The organism is Vibrio sp. RE88, assembly GCF_013113835.1.
Classification (GTDB): Bacteria; Pseudomonadota; Gammaproteobacteria; order Enterobacterales; family Vibrionaceae; genus Vibrio.
Genome location: NZ_VTYQ01000001.1, coordinates 487,372 through 510,261, shown reverse-complemented (window position 1 = coordinate 510,261; position 22,890 = coordinate 487,372). Strand labels below are relative to the sequence as shown.

The window sequence follows — 22,890 nt, the reverse complement described above, 5'->3', positions numbered from 1 at the left end:
TAATGCAACACTTAGAACTTAACTTGATAGTTCAATGTGTACGTACGGCCGCGGCCCTTGTATTCGTACATTGGAGAATTGCCGTACCAATGGATAGCACGCTGGCTCCAAGTGGTTAGGTAATCTTCGTTCAATAGGTTTTTAATACCGAAACCAAGGCTACCGACAGGAAGCTGATAATTACCCACGAGGTCAACCACGGTGTAACCGTCAAGTTTGCGATTGTCAGCATCGGTGTAATCAAACGTGGTCAAGCTTTGCAGCTTCACGTTGTAGTCGTATTCATACCAGCCAACCCATGCGCTTGCTTTTGACGTGCTGGCTTCCATGGCTTCGTAATCTTCCCAGCCTGAATCCGCTTTGATTTCCGAAACAACATAGTGCCCAGAGGTACCTAGCTGAAGGTTATCCATCGCCCAGTAGCTAACTTGTGCTTCAAGACCATAAACACGCTTTGGATCAGAAACGCCACTGATACTCTGGTCGTCAGCGTATTCAATTGAGCCGTCTGAGTATGAGTAGTACGCTGCTGTTTGCAGAGAAACATTATCCCAATCGCTGCGATAACCTACCTCGTAACTGTCGGTCTTAATGCCTTCCAGTTTAGTATCATTAACGTTTACCGAAGCATCTTTACCGTAGTACTTGGCTGGGTTTGCCAGATCAAAGCCTTGAGAGAAGTTAGCCCATACTTGAGAAGACGGTGTTAGGTGATAGATGGTACCGATGTTGAACAAGCTTTCTGCATAGTCCGTCTCACCGCCAGGAACGAAGTCAGAGCTAGCATTCTTCTGGAAATCAGAGATCTTAGTGTTTAGATATTGATAGCGATAACCACCTTGAAGCACCCAATCCGGAGTTAATGCGTATTCTGCTTGAATAAAGCCCGCAAGCGCATCGGTATCTACACCCGGATAACGGCCTTCAATGGTATCGATCACGTTAATCATACCGCCGCTGTTTTCAGTCGTGGTTTGATCGTAGATTGCATTATCACTGTCAAAACGATCAATAAATCCATCAACCCCGTAAGTCAGATTGAGCTCACCGAAAGACTTATTCAGTGCGGTTTTGATAGACAGGATATCGGTGTTTTGGGTCGATGAACTCAACACCAGTTCAGTGCCGCCACCCGCTGTGTATGGCGTAAAAGTGTGGTCTTCTTTACGGTAAGAAACTTCTGCAATCAACTGATGGTTAAGGAAGTTAGCATGGCTGTATTGAGCACTCAGCATAATACGCTCTGTGCCTTGCTGACGATCAGCCGAGTAACCATCACGGACTTCAACAAACTGGTATTTTCCGTTGCCGTCTTTTTCGAAGTACAGGCCGTATGGCGAATCTTGCTGACTATCGTAGTACTGTGCTAGCAAGTTTAGGTTTTGGTCTTCTGCAAGATTGATCTGCAAAGTACCCAGTAGGTCAATCGTTTCATTGAACTGAGTTGAGCCTTGGGAAATGTCTGGCGTCACAATTGTGCCATCAGCGTCAAAGTAGCCTTGAGTTTTGGTGTAGGCAACCGATGCTCGGCCTTGCACTTTCTCGTTCCCGCCTGCGACGGATTGCGCTAGTTTGTAGTCGAAATCTTCACTTGAATTCAGACCAGACGTGCCACCAACAAAAGTCTCAAACTCCGGCTCTTCGCCCTGCGCTTTCTTGGTGATGATGTTGATTACGCCACCGCTAGCGCCAGCACCGTAAATCGAACTTGCACCTGATAACACTTCGATTCGTTCAATATTAAACGGGTCAATTGAATCCAACTGACGGCTTATCGAACGAACAGACTGTAGAGACACGCCATCAATCATCACCATGATACTGCGACCACGCAAGTTTTGGCCTGAGTGAGTACGACCGCCGCTGCTGACATCAAGCGAAGGAATCGTCGCCGCAAGGATTTCATCCAAGCTTTTACCACCGCGATACTCTTGCTCGATTTGCTCGGCATCGATGTACCAGACAGTACCCGGGATCTCACTGATCGCTTTTGGTGTTCGGCTGGATACCACTACCATTTTTTCTTGGGTCGTGGTGTATTCTTCAGCATTTGCTACTGAAGTAACGGTTGATGTTGCTGCTGCCACTGCAATTGCAACTAGGCTAAACGGGAATGCCCCTTTATTGAGTTTCATGTTTATCACTCTGTTTATAATTAAATCAAAAGCGTTATAAGAACGAGAATAGTACTCACTAACACTTCCATTTCCATCTTTATATAAAACTCTTATCGGTATAATTATTTATATAAATCAGTCATATATAATTTGCTCACGTTGTTGTCCTCTCCTCTCAAGCCGAGAGTAGTTGATGAACTTTTGAAGGTGTCGTCCATTCAATCATGCCCTTTCCGGCATCAAGGTCGTAGAGGGGTTCTTGCGCTAAGCAGTTGATGATTCTTGCGCTTCGCCACGCCATCAGGCTCAGCTGAGGCTCCGCAATGCCGTGAGTGTGCATGCCTGCATTGACGGCGAAAATCTTGTTGTTTGCAGAACCGCTCCACTTGAGTTCAAAGTCAGGACTCATCTTGTAGCGCTGCTGCTCGTCGAGTTCCAACAATGGCAGAATGGCATCGAGACAGGCAGGATAAGGTGACTGGAAGCCAGTCGCCAGAATCACAATATCAGCATCGTGTACTTCGGATTGCGAGCTGAGCGCGTTGGCTGTCTCGAGTTCAAAACCCGCTTGCAGTTCGGACATTTTGTTAAGCGTACGGTGAGGTAATAGGCGCACCCATTTGTCTTCTTTCAGAACATCAAACCTGTGGTAGAGCTCCTGATAAATCTCCAACAAGGCTTTTTGTGTCACGCCGTCAGACGTAAGCTTTTGCGCCTGTACTTCTGCTTGCTTCACTTCCGGTGCTAAACCGACAAAAGCATCAACGTAATCTGGGGTAAAAAACTCATTGGTAAACGCCGCTTCATCCAGAGGTTGGAAATTTGATCGTCGTGAGATCCAGTCAAGCGAGGCGACCTTACCCCACTTACCTCTTAGTACATTAAGGAAAATGTCTGCCCCACTCTGACCACCTCCAACAATCGCAACGCGCTTACCGTTAAAGTCACGTTGGCGCAGGCCAATTTCAGCCGCATGGAACACGCGCTCACCAATATAGGCTGTCGCGCAATCTGGAATAAACGGCACCTTGCCAGTCCCAATGCATAGGTTCTTCGCCGCCACTTTGCCCTGACTGGTGTGCAGTTCAAAATGGTCACCCGTGAACTCAACATGTTCGATACGCGAAGAGAACTGCACGTTATCTAACTGATGGGCCACCCATGCGAGATAATCAGAAAATTCGTGACGACTAATGCAGCTCAACTCCGCAGATAGAAAACGGTAGAACTTCTTGTTTTTGACTAAATAGGACAGAAACGAGTAAGGGTTCTCTGGGCATACCGCGCTGACCAGATCCTTGAGAAACATGGTCTGCATATTGGTGTTATCAAGCAATAACCCTGGGTGCCACGAAAAGTGCTCCCGACTTTCAAAGAATCGGGCGTTGATATGGTTTTTCTGAACCAGTAGTGCTGCAACACTGAGATTAAATGGACCAGCTCCAATGCCAGCCAAATCAAGTATTGTGTCGTTAGTGCGTTCCATAATGAACGTTCCTTAGTTGTTATTAAATCAAGGCTTAATCAAGCGTTAAGCCTTATTGCAGCTCTATGGCTGCTTCTTTATTTGCTGATAAATAAAGCGGGTTATCGAGCTGGTCGTCCATATCCGGCAGCATTCTTGATGAGCTCGAATCCGTGTTGTGCCTGAACTTGGCGAGGTTAAGGCCAATTCGAAGTATTCTGGGCTTAAATAGATCAAAGGATCGGAAACGCTCTTCCAGCTCAGGAAGCGCTTCTGAATAACTACGAATGCGGTTTCCAAGTATCTGGTAGAAGGTTTTCTCGCTGACACCGATTTGCTCGATCAGCGGAGAGATAAAGCGCAAGACAGTCACGAAATGTCCGGTTTGAAGATCATGAATGATCAGCTCTTCGGGTAATCGCACCGTGACTTCTTTTACTGAGTCAGACAATGAATCCTGTTCGGGGTAATGCTTGTCGACCAAACGCATATCGCCTTGGAAGTCTTTAAGGAGGATTCGCTTGGGTAGGGAGTCCTCCATTACCAAGGTGACGTTCTGGCCATGTGCAATCAGAGAGACGCCATATTTGCACAGCAGATGGTAATAGGGGATCACGACGGCATCGAACAGCTGGCTGAGCCATGACTCGATAGACACACCCGATGCGTGAATGTACTCGCTAATCAATGACGCACTATGGCAGTCCGTCTCCATCAAGGCTGCCATCAGTATCGCGCTTTCGCCTTGTTTGAGCTTAGAGATTGCCGACTCTCGCCAGATCACACCAAGCAGTTCATGATAGCGATAAGGCGCTTGTTGCAACTGCGCATAATCATGTTGAGCGGCAAATGCCGCTGCGGGCTCTTGCAATACTTCGGCTTGCTTTTCCAGCAGTATTGGGTCGCTTTGGAAAACAGAATGGATCCAATCAGAAGCGGTAGGGCCAGCAAGAATATAACGCCCCGGAATGCCGCGATAGCAGGACGTATTCATCACCGTCAGCGGCAATTTAATATCAAAATTCTGCGGACGGGTGACATTACTCAACGTACGTAAGGACAGCTGAGGCAGAAACTGATCACCAAACTCACCCAAATAAATCAACTGCTTGCAGGCCTGTTCACGAGTAAATAGCAAAGCAAGTTTGTTGCGCCATTGCCACGGATGAACAGGCACAAAGTGGTAATCATCAGCATCCCTCTCCAACCCAGCAACCGCAGTGCGCATTTGGTCAATGTCAGCCTTGTTGACTGCGCTTTCCACCAGTTGGCTCCAATTGACTTCTTGATTGGTCGCCACTTGAAGAATACCGTTGTGTACAGCGACCCAGCCTAACTGAAAGGTTTGCTGAGATTCAGGTGCATAGCGTAGCAAGTCCTCACTCCCCCAGCCTCTTCTACCTTTGTTAAAAGCAAATTTTGGGTGACCATCGAAATAAGTTTGCTGCTCTTCACACGACATTAGACTCAAATCTTTAGCCGTTACCGATGCCTTGCGCGCCATTACCTGACAATCACTCCACAAGGTTGCATTGAGATCTTCAAGGTGCTCAGCCATGGCTTCATCTGGCATCTCAAGCAAAACCTGAATATCGCGCATAAACAGTGCTGCACTGAGCGGTTCTTGTTCATCATTGAGTGACGCGCGAACTAGTGATTGCGGCTCAATCACGATTTGGCCCCAGATGTTTTCCTTTCCGTCAAATTGATAGGTGGTGCCGTTATCAAGCTCAAGCACGAAACCTTGCTCCACACGGTGGATCGAAAACGCCTGCTCGTAACCAAATTCACTGATGAGCTTGGCGACCATTTTGAGGTTCGTAATGTGCCAATACTTGTGAAGTGCGGATTGAGTCATCACCATTGCTCCTCAAAGAATCGATCACGATTGAGCATTAACAGCGCGGAGCGTTTGTGAGGAAAATTGAACTCCATACATTTGTCATAGCCAAGCGGCAAAATGCGTTTGAATAACCTCTGGTTATCGTGGCGAGGTTCAAGAACAATACGCTGAGTTCTGGCGTCATCAATAAAGAGATAGTGGCTGATCGCCTTCATCCAGCAATCGAAATACTTAGGCCCACGAAAACTTTCTTCGCCAACCAAGAGGTGAATACCGCGGTCAAAGTTTTCGACCGGATAATACGGGCTCAGTCGGTCTTCAGCGACCCAGTAAGCTTCAATGTAACCAAAAGGTTGACCGTTAAACTCTCCTATCAAGGGCACAATATGCGGATCAGCGAGGCGCTGCTGAGCAAACTCCGCCAGTTTCTCTCGGCTCCATGCTTGTTCCCAAAATTCGGCCACACGCGGATCGTTCATCCAAATCGTAAAGTTATCGAGGTCTTTCTCCAGGGCAAAAACCCGAAAACTCACTGTTAACTCAGACTTAGCGTCATAACGCTGGTAGACCAAGCCTTCCGGCATAGGTGGTCTTTGGGGGTGATGGCGATATCGGCTATCCGTCTGGACCTGAAGCAATGGATAGCGATCGGAAGGCTTGTGCTTTAGCCAGTTAAATTGGCTCTGATAGAATGCAGCGCGCTTTAACGTGCGGCCAGTAAAGATAGGCAGCTTCTGCTTAACCTTGTGCCAAACATTGATGTCCTGACATTCGATCTCAACCGCCAAAAGTTTCGCGTGCTGGCCAAACAAAGCATCCAGTTCATCCACCATCAAAGGCAATAAGTCAGCTTGGCTTAGATCACTACTTTGTATAGCGATAGAGACTTTAGGCAGCCTATCTGGCTGATAAGCTATGGTGCGAAACTCATGCATGGCTGGTCTCCTTAACGCGAACTAACGGGTTAGGTAAATCGAAATAGATCACCGCAGGATCGGGAATAGAGTTTTCATTGAAGTTCTGCAGGTAGCAGAAGAAGTTGCCCTTACAACATAAAGACGGGCTTTCCAGTACATAGCGCAAACACTGATCATCTCGAACCCCTGCGTCTAATAAACGACAGAGGTGTTGATGCAAGATAGCCACGAGTTCCATCTCCTCAACCCCACATTGGGCGGCCAAATTGCTGATGACGTTGTACGAGGAATTAATGATCAGATAGTAGGCGAAATAGCGCCTTACCTTGTCCTGATCCCAGTAATTCTCAACATCTCGCTTGGCTTCTTTTAGCTGCTCACCAAACTGTTCAAAAGCAAGATCGGTATAGCCTGTACCTTGACAGTCTCGGTAGTACATTCCGATTGGAAAGCCATTCTCCAACTGCATGACAATGTTCTGCTGATGGGCGAGAAACACGACACCAAAGTTAGCTTGCAGGTTAAATAGGGGCACCACCGTGTGTCGGCAGTAAGCGTCAAACCAATCCGTTGCCGCATGTTTCAGGTCAACGTTTTGTGTGCGGGCATATTCGCTAACGCGGTTCGCCAAAAGACTTAAACCACCATACGGGTTTTGTTGGGTCAAGGTAGCCAGTACAACGGCTTCTTGATCGGGCTGGGTGGCTAATGGGTTATCCCGCAATGCAACAAGGCTTTCATCAATTACTTCGCCGTTTTGGTCCACTAAGCCAAGGAATGCAGGCTCCTGCATCAGTTGGAAGCCCGCCCCATCGCCGAGTGTTTCCTGTAGCGATAAGCGCTGGAACAGATCATTCAATCGCGTACCTCGCACGACTTCTTTGAGTGATAGATTGCGAATGGAGTTAGTCAGCTTCACGCTGAGAGAAAACTTCAGCATGTATGGCAACGACGGGGAATACAGTGAGCGTGTCGAAGATGTTGGATACCACTGTGCACCCAACTGACCTAGTGACCGAATTTTACCCTGCTGCAAATAATTCTGAATGCTTGGTAGCTCTTGCATCACCTGCCACTGCCAAGGGTGAGCAGGCAGCAGTTTCTCACTATCGTTCAATCGACCTTCAAGCTCGCGGTACAAATCGTCATCTTGCGAGGCTAACGCTTGCATTCGCTGCGACAATGTCAAATCAGCAGAGCTATCGCCAATCAACACATCTTCGCTAACCGCCAACCAAACCAAAGCAAAATGACCACCAAACTCAGGAGAGAATTGCTTCGCGTCTTCAAAGCTAAACTGTTCACGACTCTTTGGTGCAGGGTGGAATGAGTGTCCAACCAAAAGACTCTGCTCTGCTTGAGTAAAGTCCAGCCGCTGCTCAAACAATTTCGCCCCATGCGGATGATGCTGCGCAGCCAGATAGGTATTGTGGTAGCTTTCAGTCACACGCTGAGTGAACATCGCTTTTTGCTCTTGGCTGATAAACCCTACCAAGGCTGGTTCATCAAGCACTAACGCGAGCAACTGAGAAAACCTAATTGGTTGAGACACATCGGCTGTTTGGTCATTCAACATGGCTGGGAAGAGGTATTCATGGCCTCCAAGCGAAGAAAAATGACTGAGTTTTATCGAAATACTTCGCTCACCGGACAAGGGAATTTCATACAAGCTAACAGAGGGATTGTGTTCAAACTGAATAAGATGACTTTCGCGCGCAAGGGCATTAAGAAAGCACGCAGCGGGAACATCATTAACCGCTTCGAAAGGGGGATTCTGATCGTTTAAACGATTCATTAGACTTCTCGATTTCCATATAACTGACATCGAGAACGATAAGAATTCTTATTTGTGTTAACAAATAATATTAACTAAATAAAATTAAAACGATCACATCTGGGGGATATAAAAACATCAAAAAAGACGCACATAGACAGGTTGAATGACTATCGGTCATTTAAAATCAAATAGTTAGCATCCAGAAAATTTCCTTAAAACTAAATTGACCTAAAAATCAGTTCTTAGGTCAATCTATGAAAGTATTACTTTCTCATCAAATACAGGAAGTAGGCACCGCCTAAAATCGAGGCCAGCAAGCCTGCAGGGAATTGCCATGGGAACCACAGCGTTCGACCAATCCAGTCCGCCATCACCATCACCACTGCACCAATAAGCGCAGCGGTAATCAGTTGATTCTTAGCTTGATACTGGTTGAGTGACCTCGCCATATGCGGTGCCAACAAGCCGATAAAGCTTAATGGACCAATCACAATCGTACATAGCGTAGTAATAGCGGCGACTAAGATCAGCAGCAGTAAACGGACTTTGCGGCAATCAATACCAATGCTGCTGGCGGTGGTTTCTCCGAGCCCAATCAACTCAACCCAGCGCTGAGCCAGTAATGCCGCTCCGCCAAGTACAGTCACACCCACGAGCAACAGGCCAATATCGTAACTTGAAACCAAATAAGTAGAACCGGACAACCAGGTAAGTAGCGCGCGGACATTGTCCTGCCCTGAAGTCATTGCGATGCGCAAAAAGGCATCCAGACCCGCACTGAGGGCAATCCCGGTCAGCAAGGTCTGAGTAGGCGCAAAATTGTGTTTGCGACCAAACAGCCACACCAGCCAAGTCACCAGCAGTGCACCACTTGTACCAAGCAGCATTTGCTCATGGCGCTCAACCGCAAAACCCAGCATTGCTCCGAGAACGAGTGCTAAGGCTGCGCCCGAGCTGATACCGAGAATCTCAGGGCTCGCCATTGGGTTGTTTGATACGCGCTGAATGATGGTTCCCGCAAACGCCAAACCAATACCTGCAAGCAAGGCAACAAATACGCGCGGCAGACGGAGCTCAAGCACCGCCATCGAATCGGCAATCGACCAACCCGTCTGATTCTTACCGACAAATATCCCTACCACAACCGCGATAACAAGCGTAACCACCAAACCTGAGACCACTTTGAGTAAGCTGCGATGGCGATACTGCTCAACCACCTCATCGCGAGCCTTAAGGTCCGATTGCAAGGATTTACGTTGCAGTAACCAAAGCAGGAAAGGCGCCCCCAGTAACGCGGTCATAGCCCCGGTTGGCAGTAGCTCGCCACCCACTCCAGAGAAAGGCTGAATACTCAGGTCGGCGAGTAGCAACATGGTTGCTCCGACTAAACCACTGATAAGAATCTGCCAGTGCAGCGCTCTCGCGCCTAACATTCTTGCCAGTGCTGGAGCAACGATACCGACAAAACCAATCAAACCGACTTCACTGACAACCGCCGCGGTCACAAAGATAGCCAGAGTCAGGCACGCTACTTTGATTTGTTTGACTTTCACACCCAGTGACGAAGCAACGCCATCGCCGAACTGTAACGCTGATAACGGTCGTTGCAAGACAAACAGCAACAGGGTTGGAATCACTACCAAAGGCAGTAAAGTCGTAACACTCGACCAATCATTCTGATTCAAGGTCCCTGCGCCCCAGACAAATACACTGGTTAGCTGCTGCTCGTGTAACAGCAATAGCATGGTGTTGAGTGCTCCAAAGAACAGGCTGACGACCATACCGGCCAACACCATATGAACCGGAGAAAAGCCTCGTTTCGCACTCAGAGCAAACACCAGAAACGTCGCCAGACAGCCACCAAGAAATGCAGGAATAAAACCAGCGACACTCATACTCGCAGGTAAAAGGAGTATTCCCAGCACCATGCCCAGTTCTGCACCTGCCGCAACCCCTAACGTAGTGGGTGAAGCAATCGGGTTACGCAACACAAACTGCATCACACAACCTGCAATTGCCAGCGCAAAACCGCAAATGACGGCAATCGCCAAACGCGGCAGGTAAGTCAGATGAGTTATCAGGTGTTGATAGTTTGCGGCGTCATAATGAAACACCGTATCCCACAACAGAGGCCAGCCTTGGGAGTAAGGGGCGGTGATCTGTACTAACCAAACAAGGGCCGCCAATAACAAAAACGCCACTAAAGGCGTTTTTAGATTCACCGCAGTACGACGTTCAGTCTGCGTTTGTGTCACGTTCATTATTTATCGCTGGTCAGTTGTTCTGTGATGTGGTCACTAAACCTTTGTGCAGCAATCAGGCCGCCGAAAGTCCAGATAGCCGGTAGCTCATACACAGAATCGGTACGAGTGAATTCCATCGCTTGCCAAAGTGGTGATTGAGTCAGTTGCTTGCGCTCTTTGTCTTTTAAAGGGCCAAAGATCATTAGGTTGGTTTTCTGATGCTCAGCTAACTTTTCAGTCCCTGCTGTGGTGAAGCCCCACATATTGGTTGTTTCGTGCCAGTCGTTCTTCAGGCCCATCTTTGTAATCGTCGACTGTGCAAGCGAGCCATCACTATGAATTCGTAGCGTTTTATCGTTAATAAAGCGAATGAACATTAAAGGTTTCAGATCCGCATTTGCCGCTTTTATCTTGTCACCATTGGTTTTAAGACGAGCCGTGGTTTGCTCAATCACCGTTTGTGCTTGCTGCTCTTTGTTGAAAAGCTTACCAAGAGAACGTGTAATGTTCTCCGCCGATGCAAGCGGTGTTTTTGCATCGCTGTAGACGGTATAAACCAGAACTGGCGCGATCTGCTCTAGCTGCTTGTAGGCAGGGGCAATGTGTTCACTAATCAGGATCACATCAGGCTTAAGGTCGGCGATCAGTTCAAGATTTGGCTCGCGACGAGAGCCAACATCAATGACATTTTTATCCAACTCAGGCTGTGCTACCCATGTGTTGTACCCTGCCACATCGGCAATGCCTTGCGGCATAACACCAAGGCTTAATATGGTTTCAGTTAATGCCCAGTCGAGCGCGACAACCTTCTTTGGTGCCTGTTCAAAAGAGGCAACCCCGAGCTCGTGTTTGATTTCAAATGCATTCGCGGCAAAAGCTAGAAAAGAGGTCAAAAGTATGATGATTCGTTTCACAAACGGATTCCTCAACGATCAAAAATTATGGGATGTAGCTGATAGGATGGCCGGTATCCGGATGCGGGAACAAAGCCAGCTCCATACCGTAGATCTTCATGAGAGTGTCAGGTGTCATCAACTCTTGTGGCGTGCCCTTGGCGATAACTTGACCCGAGTGCAAAGCCACCAGCTCATCACTGAACTTGGCCGCCATGTTCACGTCATGCAGCACCATGATAACCGTCAGTCCCAAGCTTTGATTCAGCTCTCGAATCAGCGCCAATAACTCATATTGATGCGCCACATCCAACGCTGAGGTCGGTTCATCCAGCAAGATGCACTGACTTTGCTGGGCAAGTAACATTGCCACCCACGCACGCTGCCTTTCACCGCCGGACAAGGTGGCAACAAAACGATCGCTAAACTGGGTTAACCCGACCTTTTCAATCGCTTCGTCCACTAACGCGTAATCTTCTTTACTGTAGCGACCAAAAGCACCTTTCCACGGATAACGTCCGAAGCACACCAATTCACGCACCGTTACGCCATCCGTCATTGGAGGGTGCTGAGGCAAATAAGCAACGTTCAGCGCAAAATCTTGGCTGGTGTAGGAAGACACCGCCTTGTCACTGAAAAGGACTTGACCACTGGCGGGTTGATTCTGTCGGCTGAGTAATTTAATTAGCGTCGATTTGCCGCAACCATTGTGACCAAGCAAGGTCGTCACCGCGCCTTTTTTAAAGGTCAGATTTGTCGGATGTAAGATGGTTTTATCTTCGATTGCAAACGAAGCATCCAGTAATTGAAACATGAAAATGAAGAGTTGTTTTATTTGGCACCAGCGGTTAACTTTATCACACCGCAAGGTTAATGATAATTATTTTCATAATCATTAAATATCACGTTATTTCGATGCATTTTCATCACCAAGATCAATAAGAAACCGACAAACGGTGCTTTCTCATGTCAGTTGTAAAAAATACACGTATCCAACTCAGTGTGATTGGTTTAATCGCCGCCTTGATGGGCATTGGTCAAAATGGGCTTTTGGTATCATTGCCCTTTCTGGTTGAGCACTCCGCTTTTGCCTTGCCGACGTGGTCAATCTTAATTGCCGTTGGGAGTTTTCTGTTTCTCCCCGCCGCCCCTTACTGGGGACGCCACAGCGATCAATTTGGTCCGAAACGAGTCGTCATCCAAGCACTGCTGGGAATGGCAGTCAGCTTTTTGCTATTGCTGGTGTTTGCGGTACTCAGTGATCAAGGAGAACAATGGATTGGGTGGTGTCTAGCGGGGCTCGTGTTTGCGCGAATCATCTACGGCTGCACCGTTGCCGGCATGGTTCCCGCTAGCCAACATTGGGCGATTCTCCTTTGTGGTGAGCAAAACCGGATTCAGGCCATTACTTCCGTGAGTATTGGTCTCAGCACGGGGCGTCTACTTGGGCCTTTGCTTTCTATTGTGCTACTGAAGTTCTCACCTTTCGCCCCATTAATGGTGATGGTGCTGTTCCCTGCCTTAGCGTTAATGGGTGCCTACTGGCTCCCTTCCCCGCCATTGGACAAACCATGTGCAGGTAAAGAAAAACCTCGTCCTTCCTGGATACCTAATGCTCCACTGATGCCATTTCTGTTGTCCGGTTTACTACTGTGTGCGGTCATCGCTTTGCTGCAATACAGTTTCTCTCCACTGATTTTCAGCGTCACAGAATGGTCGACTGACCAGATCAGTAATGCTATCGGCATTCTTCTCACGATCAGTGCTGCCATGACTCTGAGTACTCAGGTACTGGTGATCAAGAAAAAAAAGCTGACGCCGACGGCAATGTATCAGTTAGGCGGCTTGGTAATGCTGACTGGGTTTGTTTTGTTTCTTATACCCAACATCTGGCTATTTGGCGTTGCAATGGCAATTGCGGCCAGCGGCGCTGCACTCTTGGTCCCTGCTTATACGGCAAAAGCCACAGAGACAGACAAAAGCTCACCCGGTGCGATTTCGGGGTATATTTCAATGTCGCACACGCTCGGATATGGACTTGCTTCACTACTGGCTGTTAGTGCGACCATTAATCCGATTTACCCGATCTACATTTGTATCGGCTTTTCCGCGATCATTCTCACCATCGCGCTTAAACAACGTAGCGCCGGAGCGTTAGAAACACAGAGCTAGGCTTTATTATCCGGATGTCGCGGACAATCCTCGCAGAGTTTACGTCCGTGGCATTTGTACACCAGACAGCAGCTGGTGCGCACCAGTTTCAGCTCTCCACTTTGTTCATCCACGGTCAGTGTTTTGGCCAATTTAGCGGGCAGCCCACACGCATCCAACCAAAGTGAAGCCTGCTTAAGCAGATAGTCATTGGGAATATGAGGGGCAAACTTGCTCAGCTTGACCAGACAACCCAGCACGCCATCAGCGAACAAGTGGTTGGTAAAGCCCGGACGAATCCGTGTCCACTGGCTCATCTCCTCACGGAAAAAAGCAAACAACGCCTGCAGTTGAACGCCTGCTTTTGCCACCAACTCCGCTTCTGTGCCATGAACATGCTCTGTCGACTCGAATTGAAAGCCCGCGACAAACTCCGGCTGCACTTTTTGTCCAATGCGAGTGAGATCGGGTAAACCGTGCAACGCATAAATGGAGATGAATGAAAGGTAGACGGGTTGCCAACAAATCAGATCCCACGTTCGGGTTAACCAATAGGCAGAACCGGCTTCCGGATGAGCCGCCTTAAGGCGCTCATACAGGTCTTGGATATTTTCACTGCACGGATGATCGACATGGATAATGTCTTGCTGAGGCGCATCTTCGGGGATCGGTGAAATCGCACCAGCCAGATAAGGCGTTACCTGTTGCGCGTACTCGAAGAGGTGGTCGAAGAAAGCGTCTGAGCTCATAGCGGTGATATTTATAGAATCAAAATCAGCTTGTTAGGATAGTGATAACATGAGGTTAATGCAATTGATTATTATTAACTAAAGTACCAAATGACAAGGTTCGAGTAGCTTTTCCTGCCTTCATTTATTAACCTTAGTTATATAAATGGCAATTTATCCGTAGTTGTAGTTATTTGTTTTGTCTCCGTAATTACCCCTGTTGGATAGTTCTGGCGCGCGATTAAAGTCAACACGTGCATCGATGATAGGCGTATTGAAGTTTGATGAAAAAATCAGGTTTTACATTAATCGAGTTGGTTACCGTCGTGGTGATTCTAGGTGTTCTGGCCGTCGTGGCTGCGCCTCAATTTCTCAACCTTCAAAAATCTGCTCGTGAAGCAACGCTGGAAGGCATTGCAAACGCAATGGAAGGCGTGATAAGTCAAGTCAGCGCTAAAGCCTATGTTAACGGATTAACGCCAAGTACCTCGAACCCGGGGAATCAGCAGGATTATATCTTGGATTTCGGTATCGGCACTGTAGAGGTCGACTGGGGAGCTCTATGCCCAGAAAGTGAGGGCGAATCGGGAGATGCATTGACCATGCTCGATTTTATGACGCTAGGTACAACTGATGATCTCACAACAGCCATCGGCAATCGCCATACAGTAATTGGCTTTGAACACTCTTTTTCTGACACTGAACTTAACAGTACCAACATAACCACTCTGCCGCAGGGATGCTATGTAATCTATGACTCCTTCGGTGGAAGGTCATCAGGCACCTGCCCTGCAGAAGGCTGTGTCTGTACCGTTCGAATTGAAAATACCAACTGCTAAATCAAAGTCTACCCTCCCTGTCTATAAAGTCTGTTCTGCTTACTTTACGCACAAAAAAGCCCGGTCATGCCGGGCAAAACAGAGAGAAAAATCCCTAAGACTTATCGTCTTAAAGCAATAAGAACAGGAAAGCAGAGATCAGAACACCCGCCCCCAAGACAAGTGGATACGCATGACGACTGATATCCCTTGCCATTTCGGGTTGCTCTTCTACTTCCGGTTCAGGGGCTGCTTCTGTTGACGCTTCTTCCTCAGCGCCAAACAGCTGCATGACTTCTTTACTCGATTTCGCTGCCACCAACTGGTCACGGAAATCATCATCCACCAAAGAGGAAGTGAGCGTAGTCAGCACTTCCATATGTGTTGAACCAGCTTCTGCTGGCGGAATGGCGAGCAAAAAGATCATGGTGACAGGCTCATCACCATCCAGACCTTTCCACATCATTTCATCTTTAACAAACGCGCAGGCAAACACGGGCTCTGTGACCGCAGCAGATTTACCATGCGGCACGGCGAGGTATTCACCCAGTGCCGTCGGCCCTTCGTCTTCACGCTTCAATACCGCTTCTAGAAACTGACGCTTATCCGTCAGTTTTCCAGCTTGCTCGATTTTGTCTGTCAGGGCATGGATAGCAGCAATTCGGTCTTCAAACGCCGCATCAAGCATGATCAGATTTTCAGAGGTGAGATTAGCAAGTTTCATAGTGTGGCTCCTATTGCTCTGTCAGCCAGACAAATTGATACGGATTAAGAGTAAATTGGTTATCAAAGCTCTGATCGCTGACCAGATCCTTACCACCAGCATCCAACGTGACGGATTGCGTCTGCTGAGACAAGTTGACGACGAAACGAATCGCCTTGTCACCTTCGCCACGCTGTAAGCCAAATAGGCCGTCACCCAGTTCTAATACCTGCTGAGGCGAACTTGGAGAGAAAGCCGATTGCTGCTGGCGTACATTCAGTAAGCGCACCATTTCACTGTAGACGCTATTGCGCAGTGAACCCTGCTCAGCCAGCTCGGCTTCAAGCGATTCGACCGAGAACTTTTTGCGGTTGATACGGCGATTGATGCCAGACTCTTCCATTCCGGCCACATCGTTCTCACTGCCAAGGAAGCTGTGGTAGTAGACCGCAGGCACACCGATGAAAGAGAGCAGAATCGACTGCGCTGCCAAAAACTTCGCCGCTTTCGTCTGTGTGTCATCTTCAGGTTCAGTAATCGCGCTCAAATAGTTAATGTTGAGCTCGTACGGAGACTGAGTACCATCCCCATTGTTCTTGTAGTTAACTCGGCCGCCCTTGCGCTCTGTCTGCTGACACATCATGCGGCGATCGTCGTCGCTAAGAATGCCTTCCGTCGGGCGTACACCAATGCCATCATGGCTGGCAAGGAAGTTAAAGTAAGTCATTTTACTCCCCGCTTGCAACGACGCCATGGCTTCATCCGTCAGTCCTTTTGCCCATTTGGTCAACACACTGCTGTCTTGGCTTAGGAAAGCATGCAACGTTAATGGCGGCAATGGGAATTGGTACACCATATGAGCTTCATCGCCCTGACCAAAGTAAGAGATATTCTCTTTATGCGGCACATTGGTTTCTGTAATCAACAAAGAGCCCGGTATGACATCATCGAGAACAATACGCCATAGTTTGATGATTTCATGAGCTTCCTCAAGGTGAATACAGGTTGTGTTGAGCACTTTCCAGATAAAGCCGATGGCATCAAGACGAATAGAACGACCACCGTTCGCTGCGTACATCAGCAAAATGTCGATGCTTTCCAGCAGCACTTTCGGGCTTCTAAAGTTAATGTCGATCTGGTCGTCTGAGAAGGTTGTCCAGACATGTGTCGTCTCACCCGAAGCCTTGGTAAACGGCGTCAGGAGCGGTAGTGCGCGGGGGCGCGTAACGCTCGAATAATCAAGGCTCGGGTCAGACTCTACAAAATAATCCTGATAAGCCTCATCGCCTGCGAGATAGCGCTGGAACCAGTCACTGCTCTTGGAAATGTGGTTAATCACGCAGTCGTACATCAGGTCAAAATGTTCCGCCAGTTCGTTCAGCTCTTTCCAGTCCCCCAAGTTCGGGTCAACCTTGCGGTAATCCACCACGCTGAAGCCATCATCCGAGGTGTATGGGAACATAGGTAGAATATGAATATTGCTGATCGCGCCACGCAGATACTTATCAGCAAAGTACTTCATGGTATTGAGCGTCGGCTCTCCCTCACGGCGAATACTGTCACCGTAAGTGATCAGGTACGCCGTCGACTCGTCGACCCAGTCCTGATAAGACGGCGCGTGACCACGCCATTTATCAACCAATGCCAAAATGTCCTGTGTCAGCGATGGGGCTAACTCTTCCCCGTACAGCTTGGCAACTTTGTTATAGATCTTGTCTTTCATTGTGATTCCAACCTGTTAAATCTTGAAACTAACGCGCAGGTCAATGGCATTGTTTGGTTTGACTGTCCAATTCTGCTCGACACTCTGCTCTCGGTGATTGACACGCTCAACATCAGCGAAGTGAGCAAACGCGGTGACATCGAGTTGCTGCTCACTGTCCGTCGCATTAAACAGGCGCACAATGACCGCATTATCTTGATAGAACGAGTGACCCACACTGGAGAGAACCAGCGGCTGATTCAGTTCAAACAGGCTGAATTTTTTCTCGGCTTCACGGCTATCGAATCGAACCTGAAAACGTTCGAGACGATTCTCAAAGCTGTTGAGCGACTGTTTCTGGTAGCTGAATGGACTATCAAGATATTCACTTTCCAGCTCTCGGATTGTCTGATGATCCGCATTATCGGCCAAAGCAATAGCAAAGCTGAACTGCATGGATTTCTGTAACTGAGCATCCGGCGTGTACACCACGGTGTTGTTGATGCCAGAGGCGCGGCCAGGTCGCCATAACAGGTCATCTTTACCAAGCTTGCCCGTTGCCTTGAACAAAGTCAGAGCAATCAAGTCACTGGTGTCACCTTTCAGGATCTGGAACTCTTTCAAACCACGACCATTAACAATCAGGGCTCGATTCTCTGCCGCTACCGCAACCGTGCCATCGGTGGTTTCAATGTCTACCGGACATTCGCGGAAGCTGTCACGCCAACCATCAAAATTTGGAGCCACCGGGCGAGTCATCAACGCAAACGGCTGAGTGCTGATGGACGTATCAGTCTGAACATCTGAATTGATCAAGACACGTACGCGGTGATCATCAACCTGATTAAGCGTATCGATCTCTACTTCCAGCGATTGCTTGCCTTCAGTAAGCGTCAGGCGAACGATAAATTCCGCTTGAACAGATTTTTCACCGTTCTGGCGCGCTTCTAGATTCTCCGGAAGCTCTAGACTTGCTCTCAATATCATCGACTGCTGGCTTTCACCTACATGAGATTCAACCCAGCTTAGTTCGCTAGTGTACAGTGGCGTATCGCCTTCCAGCGGTGAAAAGTCATAAGAATCGCCGTCGTCGGCCTGCTCTTCAAAGCGGATAAGCTGCTCAATAATGCGCTCTGAACGTTTATCTTTAAGCTTAAGCTGACCATCTTCCAGCCAAAGCGCCAGTTGGCTGTTTTCAATCTGAGTTACAGAAGAAGCCTGTACTTGAGTAACGCAATCTGCTTCCACTACCTGAAATACCTGATAACCCATTGCTGGCAGATCTGCCACATCAACATTGAGCTCAAATCGGTAGTAAGGAGGAACAGGCACTTCTTTTTCGCCATCCTTAGTCACTTCGATGACCTTACCGCCATCCAGTGTTTCACGAGTGACTACTTCACTACGAAGGATTTTCTCGCCGTCACTTAGCGCGATGGATTCATGCTTGGAAAACGCAACAATACGGGTAATGCCGCTAAATGGCGTCGTCTGACCGTTGAAGATCATCACTTCCGAATCATCACAGGCATTGGTGGCAATTTCTTTGACCACCAAGTTGTACAAACCATGACAGATTTCTTCCGCCTGCTTAAGACGATGCATGATATCTGCGTTGGTCGCGTCGCTATTACAACCACCCATGCTGTCGTGCGCATGGCACTCAAGGATCTTCTTCCATGCCAAGTCCACCAGCTCAGTGTGCACCGTCATGCCCTGTGCTTTGGCAATCGCAATCACCACTTCCAGCTTCTTGAGCAGGAACTGCTCGATCTCAAAGTTAAGCTTTTTGATGTCGTAGCGCACAGAACCAATGGTCTTGTGAATACGTGTGTAGCGAGGTGTTTTGAACTCACCATAGTAAGTCTCAAACCCTTCACTATTGCGGCGTAGGAAATCGACGAAGTTTTCCATCGAAGAGATAGAATACACATCGCCAGATGGAGAACGCTCAGACGCAGCCGCTAACGTGGCTGGCAAATTCGGGTCGATATTGACTTGGTCACCACCCGATGGAATCAATACTTCATCAAGGCCTGACAACGACTTGATCTTCTCAATCATTGGGAAGATTTTCTTATCCAGATGCTCTGCATCCGGCACGATGTTCTTCGCTGCACCATAACCATGAACTAAGTTGTAAGCGTATATCTCATCGCCACCGTGAGATTGCCACATGAAGTGGGATTTGCTGACATGTTGGTCGTAATCAATCCCGCGCCAGAAGACGATGTTGTCGATACCCATACCGCGGAATAGCGTTGGCATTTGCGCGTTATGGCCAAATGTGTCAGGCAGGTAGCCGACTTTCATGCTGTGGCCCAACTCTTCTGCGATGTGCATACCGTATTTCAGGTTACGGATGATGGACTCACCCGCGACGTTGTAAGTATCGGTCTGAGTGTACCAAGGGCCAATAAATAGCTTTTTGTCTGCCACCAGCTGTGCCATACGCTCACGCATATGCGGCAGAACCTTCAGGTAATCTTCAACAATCGCAGACTGACCATCCAGGTGATAGCAGCTGTAATCCGCCTGACTTTCCAAAGTTTCAATCACTTTGGTGAAGTTGTAAGTCGCTAAAACGTCACTGTCTTGCTGAGTAAAATACCACTCACGATCCCAGTGAGTATGTGGAATGACATGTACTTTAGTCATGGGAGTTTCTCTAATCTAAATTCTGATTCTTGTTACCAGAGGCTCAATTTTGGAGAGCAGAGCCTCTGGCAAGTGACGTGTTAGGCGTTAGCGCTTTGCGGCTTGGTACACAGTAGTAGTGCAAGTGCGATAAACATAGAGCCAGCGAAGACGGAAATGGTGTAGCTGATTGGGTCTGAAGATAGGAACCAACCCCATACAGCCGGTAGTGGCAGGCTTTGCCATACATCCAGTACAACCGCGAGCTGTGTACCGATGATAGAACCCAGAATCATGATTGGAATCATCTTTGGATTCTTCAGAATGAATGGGATTGCCCCTTCTGAAATACCGATCATACCTAGCATCAGTGAGGTTTTACCCACCGTCTGCTCTTCCGGAGTAAAGACACGCTTGCGGAACTTGCCATCCAGAATCGCTGCCAGACCAACACCAATCGGCGGAATAACGATACCCAGTTCGCGAGCAATCAAGTCAAAACCTTCGCCCATGCCGTTCAGGCCAAGTGCAACCGAGCCAGCAGCTTTGTTAATCGGACCGCCAAGGTCAAACGCGGTACCCGCAGCAATCACCATTGAATAGATACCACGACCTGCATCACCTGCCTGAGTGAACAGTTCAATCATCGCGATGTTCAAGGCGCCAAAGAATGGGTTGATGACGTATTCCATGGTCAGCACCATCACCACACCCGTGACGGCTGGAACCAACAGCATAGTCTTGAGCGTGGTCAGCTCTGACTTCACCTTGATCACATCATTCAGATAACGAACCAGATAACCGACAAGGAAACCAATCGCAATCGCGCCAAAGAAGCCCGATGGCGCCCAGCCTTCAAGGTCAAAGAAGCGCTTGTAGACCTCATCACTCATGATGCCGCCAATAAAGGCTGGAATCAGAGCCGGTTTACCCGCAATCGAATACGCCAGATACGCAGCAAAGATTGGGTACATAAACTTGATGGTCATAAAACCAAGCTTATCGAGCGTTTCGATTGGCGTGCCGGAGATATCGACAAATTCACCCGTTATCTTCGCCACCGCCATTAACAGGCCGCCAAGTACCACCACGGGCAACATGTAGCTGATGCCCGTCATGATGTGGCCGATCGCCACCTGATACACGGAGCGTTTTTCTTCTGATACTTCAATATCGGCATCAGATTTTTCTTTGCCGCGCAGGAAGACGGTTGGCAGAAGTTCGTCTACGCGTTTAATCAATTCCTGAGTGCGAACTTTCAGCGGGTTGGCATTGTCAAAACGTTCCATGTCCATGATAGGTACATCGACAGCCAGAACAACGCCGTCTGCTGTCGCAATATCATGCGCTGTCAGCTTGTTCTTAACACCATCACTGCCCTGGGTTTCCACTTTGACTTCGTAGCCCTGCTTCTCAGCCCATGCCTGAATTTTTTTCGCTGCCATAAATGTGTGTGCAATGCCGGTAGGGCAAGCGGTCACTGCAACGAGTTTTTTCTTACTCATGGTTGTTCACCGTATTCTTATCAACTCCGCCAAGTATATTTAGCGTCCACGTACCAAGGTACAGTTTCCTGATACAACCCACGTATGACGATACTTTTGTGATAGCAATCAAGGAAAATATTTGCCAGTTAGCGCCTAATAATGACAATTTCATTACTAAAATTGTATGCGATGAATACATTTAAGGGCATTGAGCGTGTCATCTATGAGTACTTGATCAGCCACGCGAGTGAGCTGGCCGAGATCTCTGCGAAAACCATTGCGAACAAAGCACTCACGACGACGACCTCAGTCAATCGTGTGTGTAAAAAGATGGGCTACGCCAGTTACACTGAGCTCAGGTACAAGCTCGCCGCTGATCTGAAAAAGCAGACGCAGTCTGTGATTGAAGAAGATGACCAGATTCAACGCATCGAAAAAATCGCTCACTCATTAAATCAGTCACCTGTGGTGTACCTCTATTCCCGTGGTGCCTCGATTGTCAGCGTCTCTTACCTTTCACGATTTCTCTCTTTGGCGAATGTTCCTCACTTAGTGATCACAGATATCCACCAACTGGCCCGCGCCGAAAGTGGTACGGTTATGCTGATCAGTAAATCGGGAGAAACGCAGTCTGTGGTGGATATGGCCCACAATGCGAAACGCAAAGGCTTGAAGGTATTCGCGATCAGCCATACAGGGTCAACGCTCGCGGGGATTGCCAGCACCAACTTAGATCTTGCTGAGCAAGTCGATGGTATCTCGCCATACAGCCGCGAATCGCAAATCCACATCCTAGAATTGGTCGATGCCATTGGCCGCGAGCTATTGACGCACTAAGCCGCAGTAATTAAAAGTTCATCGCTCCAACCTAACTCAAGGTAACTGTGTGCCTGTTGCGGCGTTGCCGTTATCCACTGCTCAACACCAATATCAGGGACAAGAAATGGCATACGATGATGGTATGGTAAGCATTGTGTGTTCGGACTTGTAGTCAGGATGACCAAATTGCCATCATCCGCCAGAATTCCGGCCATATACAGAGGCATGCCATCTGGATTGGTAAACAAGAACTTGTTCTTTTTTCCTCCATTCTCACGCCACTCATACCAACCGTTACAAGGCACAATGACACGCCTGCGGATAAATCCGTTACGAAATGCGGGCTTATTGACCACCGTTTCTGACTGAGCGTTAATAATCAGTCGCTTAGCCCATTCAGGCCGAGTTCCCCACTTGATATCTTTCTGACAATACGCCTGTGCTTCAAACGCCACCACAGAGACATTTTCAGTCGGTTTCAAGTCAAGGTTCATCTGAGGAAAGAAGTCGATCCCCACCAGTTGGGAAACCACTCTAGCCAGTGGATCATCCGTTACATTAAAGCGTCCGCACATCTTGCTCCACCTCTT

At 48.3% G+C, this 22,890-nt stretch carries 17 protein-coding genes; 3 read left to right on the top strand and 14 right to left on the bottom strand.

Annotated features, from left to right (window positions below; all coding sequences use genetic code 11):
* Positions 1 to 11: 11 nt before the first annotated feature.
* From F0265_RS02405 to F0265_RS02370, 8 genes are all read right to left on the bottom strand, one after another.
* On the bottom strand, positions 12 to 2,135 hold the full coding sequence (locus F0265_RS02405) for a TonB-dependent receptor (RefSeq protein ID WP_171747610.1): 2,124 nt from the start codon (positions 2,133 to 2,135) through the stop codon (positions 12 to 14).
* Positions 2,136 to 2,292: 157 nt separating this feature from the next.
* Complete coding sequence (locus F0265_RS02400; protein ID WP_171747609.1) at positions 2,293 to 3,603, bottom strand: SidA/IucD/PvdA family monooxygenase; 1,311 nt, start codon at positions 3,601 to 3,603, stop codon at positions 2,293 to 2,295.
* A 52-nt stretch (positions 3,604 to 3,655) separates the two neighbouring features.
* Positions 3,656 to 5,440 (bottom strand): IucA/IucC family protein, encoded by a 1,785-nt coding sequence (locus F0265_RS02395; RefSeq protein WP_171747608.1) that lies wholly within the window; start codon positions 5,438 to 5,440, stop codon positions 3,656 to 3,658.
* Entirely contained in the window at positions 5,440 to 6,360 is a 921-nt protein-coding gene (locus F0265_RS02390) for a GNAT family N-acetyltransferase (RefSeq protein WP_171747607.1), read from the bottom strand. The genes F0265_RS02395 and F0265_RS02390 overlap by 1 nt, the downstream gene beginning before the upstream one ends.
* Complete coding sequence (locus F0265_RS02385) at positions 6,353 to 8,137, bottom strand: IucA/IucC family protein (protein WP_171747606.1); 1,785 nt, start codon at positions 8,135 to 8,137, stop codon at positions 6,353 to 6,355. The genes F0265_RS02390 and F0265_RS02385 overlap by 8 nt, the downstream gene beginning before the upstream one ends.
* Before the next feature lie 245 nt (positions 8,138 to 8,382).
* Positions 8,383 to 10,380, bottom strand: coding sequence for a Fe(3+)-hydroxamate ABC transporter permease FhuB (gene fhuB / locus F0265_RS02380; RefSeq protein WP_171747605.1), 1,998 nt, complete (start codon positions 10,378 to 10,380; stop codon positions 8,383 to 8,385).
* A complete protein-coding gene (locus F0265_RS02375; protein ID WP_171747604.1) occupies positions 10,380 to 11,276 on the bottom strand; it encodes an ABC transporter substrate-binding protein in 897 nt (298 codons plus the stop codon). The genes fhuB and F0265_RS02375 overlap by 1 nt, the downstream gene beginning before the upstream one ends.
* 25 nt (positions 11,277 to 11,301) lie before the next feature.
* A complete protein-coding gene (locus F0265_RS02370; RefSeq protein ID WP_064486703.1) occupies positions 11,302 to 12,069 on the bottom strand; it encodes an ATP-binding cassette domain-containing protein in 768 nt (255 codons plus the stop codon).
* A 152-nt stretch (positions 12,070 to 12,221) separates the two neighbouring features.
* Here F0265_RS02370 and F0265_RS02365 point away from each other — a divergent pair, with 152 nt between their 5' ends.
* Entirely contained in the window at positions 12,222 to 13,427 is a 1,206-nt protein-coding gene (locus F0265_RS02365; protein WP_171747603.1) for an MFS transporter, read from the top strand.
* Here F0265_RS02365 and F0265_RS02360 read toward each other — a convergent pair.
* A complete protein-coding gene (locus tag F0265_RS02360; RefSeq protein WP_171747602.1) occupies positions 13,424 to 14,155 on the bottom strand; it encodes a siderophore ferric iron reductase in 732 nt (243 codons plus the stop codon). The two genes, F0265_RS02365 and F0265_RS02360, sit on opposite strands and share 4 nt — an antisense overlap.
* Positions 14,156 to 14,418: 263 nt before the next feature.
* Between F0265_RS02360 and F0265_RS02355 the strand changes: the two genes are divergently transcribed.
* Positions 14,419 to 14,973: a prepilin-type N-terminal cleavage/methylation domain-containing protein gene (locus tag F0265_RS02355; RefSeq protein ID WP_171747601.1), complete on the top strand. Its 555-nt coding sequence runs from the start codon at positions 14,419 to 14,421 to the stop codon at positions 14,971 to 14,973.
* Between the two features lie 109 nt (positions 14,974 to 15,082).
* Here F0265_RS02355 and F0265_RS02350 read toward each other — a convergent pair whose 3' ends face one another.
* The 4 genes from F0265_RS02350 to F0265_RS02335 all read right to left on the bottom strand — a co-directional run bounded on the left by F0265_RS02350 (position 15,083) and on the right by F0265_RS02335 (position 21,499).
* On the bottom strand, positions 15,083 to 15,676 hold the full coding sequence (locus tag F0265_RS02350) for a fructose PTS transporter subunit IIA (RefSeq protein WP_171747600.1): 594 nt from the start codon (positions 15,674 to 15,676) through the stop codon (positions 15,083 to 15,085).
* A gap of 10 nt (positions 15,677 to 15,686) precedes the next feature.
* Positions 15,687 to 17,378, bottom strand: a complete 1,692-nt coding sequence (locus F0265_RS02345) for an alpha-amylase family glycosyl hydrolase (RefSeq protein WP_171747599.1) — start codon at positions 17,376 to 17,378, stop codon at positions 15,687 to 15,689.
* Between the two features lie 15 nt (positions 17,379 to 17,393).
* Positions 17,394 to 20,015 (bottom strand): glycoside hydrolase family 38 C-terminal domain-containing protein, encoded by a 2,622-nt coding sequence (locus F0265_RS02340; RefSeq protein WP_171747598.1) that lies wholly within the window; start codon positions 20,013 to 20,015, stop codon positions 17,394 to 17,396.
* Between the two features lie 80 nt (positions 20,016 to 20,095).
* Complete coding sequence (locus F0265_RS02335) at positions 20,096 to 21,499, bottom strand: fructose-specific PTS transporter subunit EIIC (RefSeq protein ID WP_171747597.1); 1,404 nt, start codon at positions 21,497 to 21,499, stop codon at positions 20,096 to 20,098.
* A gap of 171 nt (positions 21,500 to 21,670) precedes the next feature.
* On the opposite strand from F0265_RS02335, the gene F0265_RS02330 reads away from it, so the two are divergent.
* A complete protein-coding gene (locus tag F0265_RS02330; protein ID WP_171747798.1) occupies positions 21,671 to 22,318 on the top strand; it encodes a MurR/RpiR family transcriptional regulator in 648 nt (215 codons plus the stop codon).
* On the opposite strand, the gene F0265_RS02325 is transcribed toward F0265_RS02330, so the two are convergent.
* Positions 22,315 to 22,875, bottom strand: coding sequence for an SOS response-associated peptidase family protein (locus tag F0265_RS02325; protein ID WP_171747596.1), 561 nt, complete (start codon positions 22,873 to 22,875; stop codon positions 22,315 to 22,317). The two genes, F0265_RS02330 and F0265_RS02325, sit on opposite strands and share 4 nt — an antisense overlap.
* Between the last annotated feature and the right edge of the window lie 15 nt (positions 22,876 to 22,890).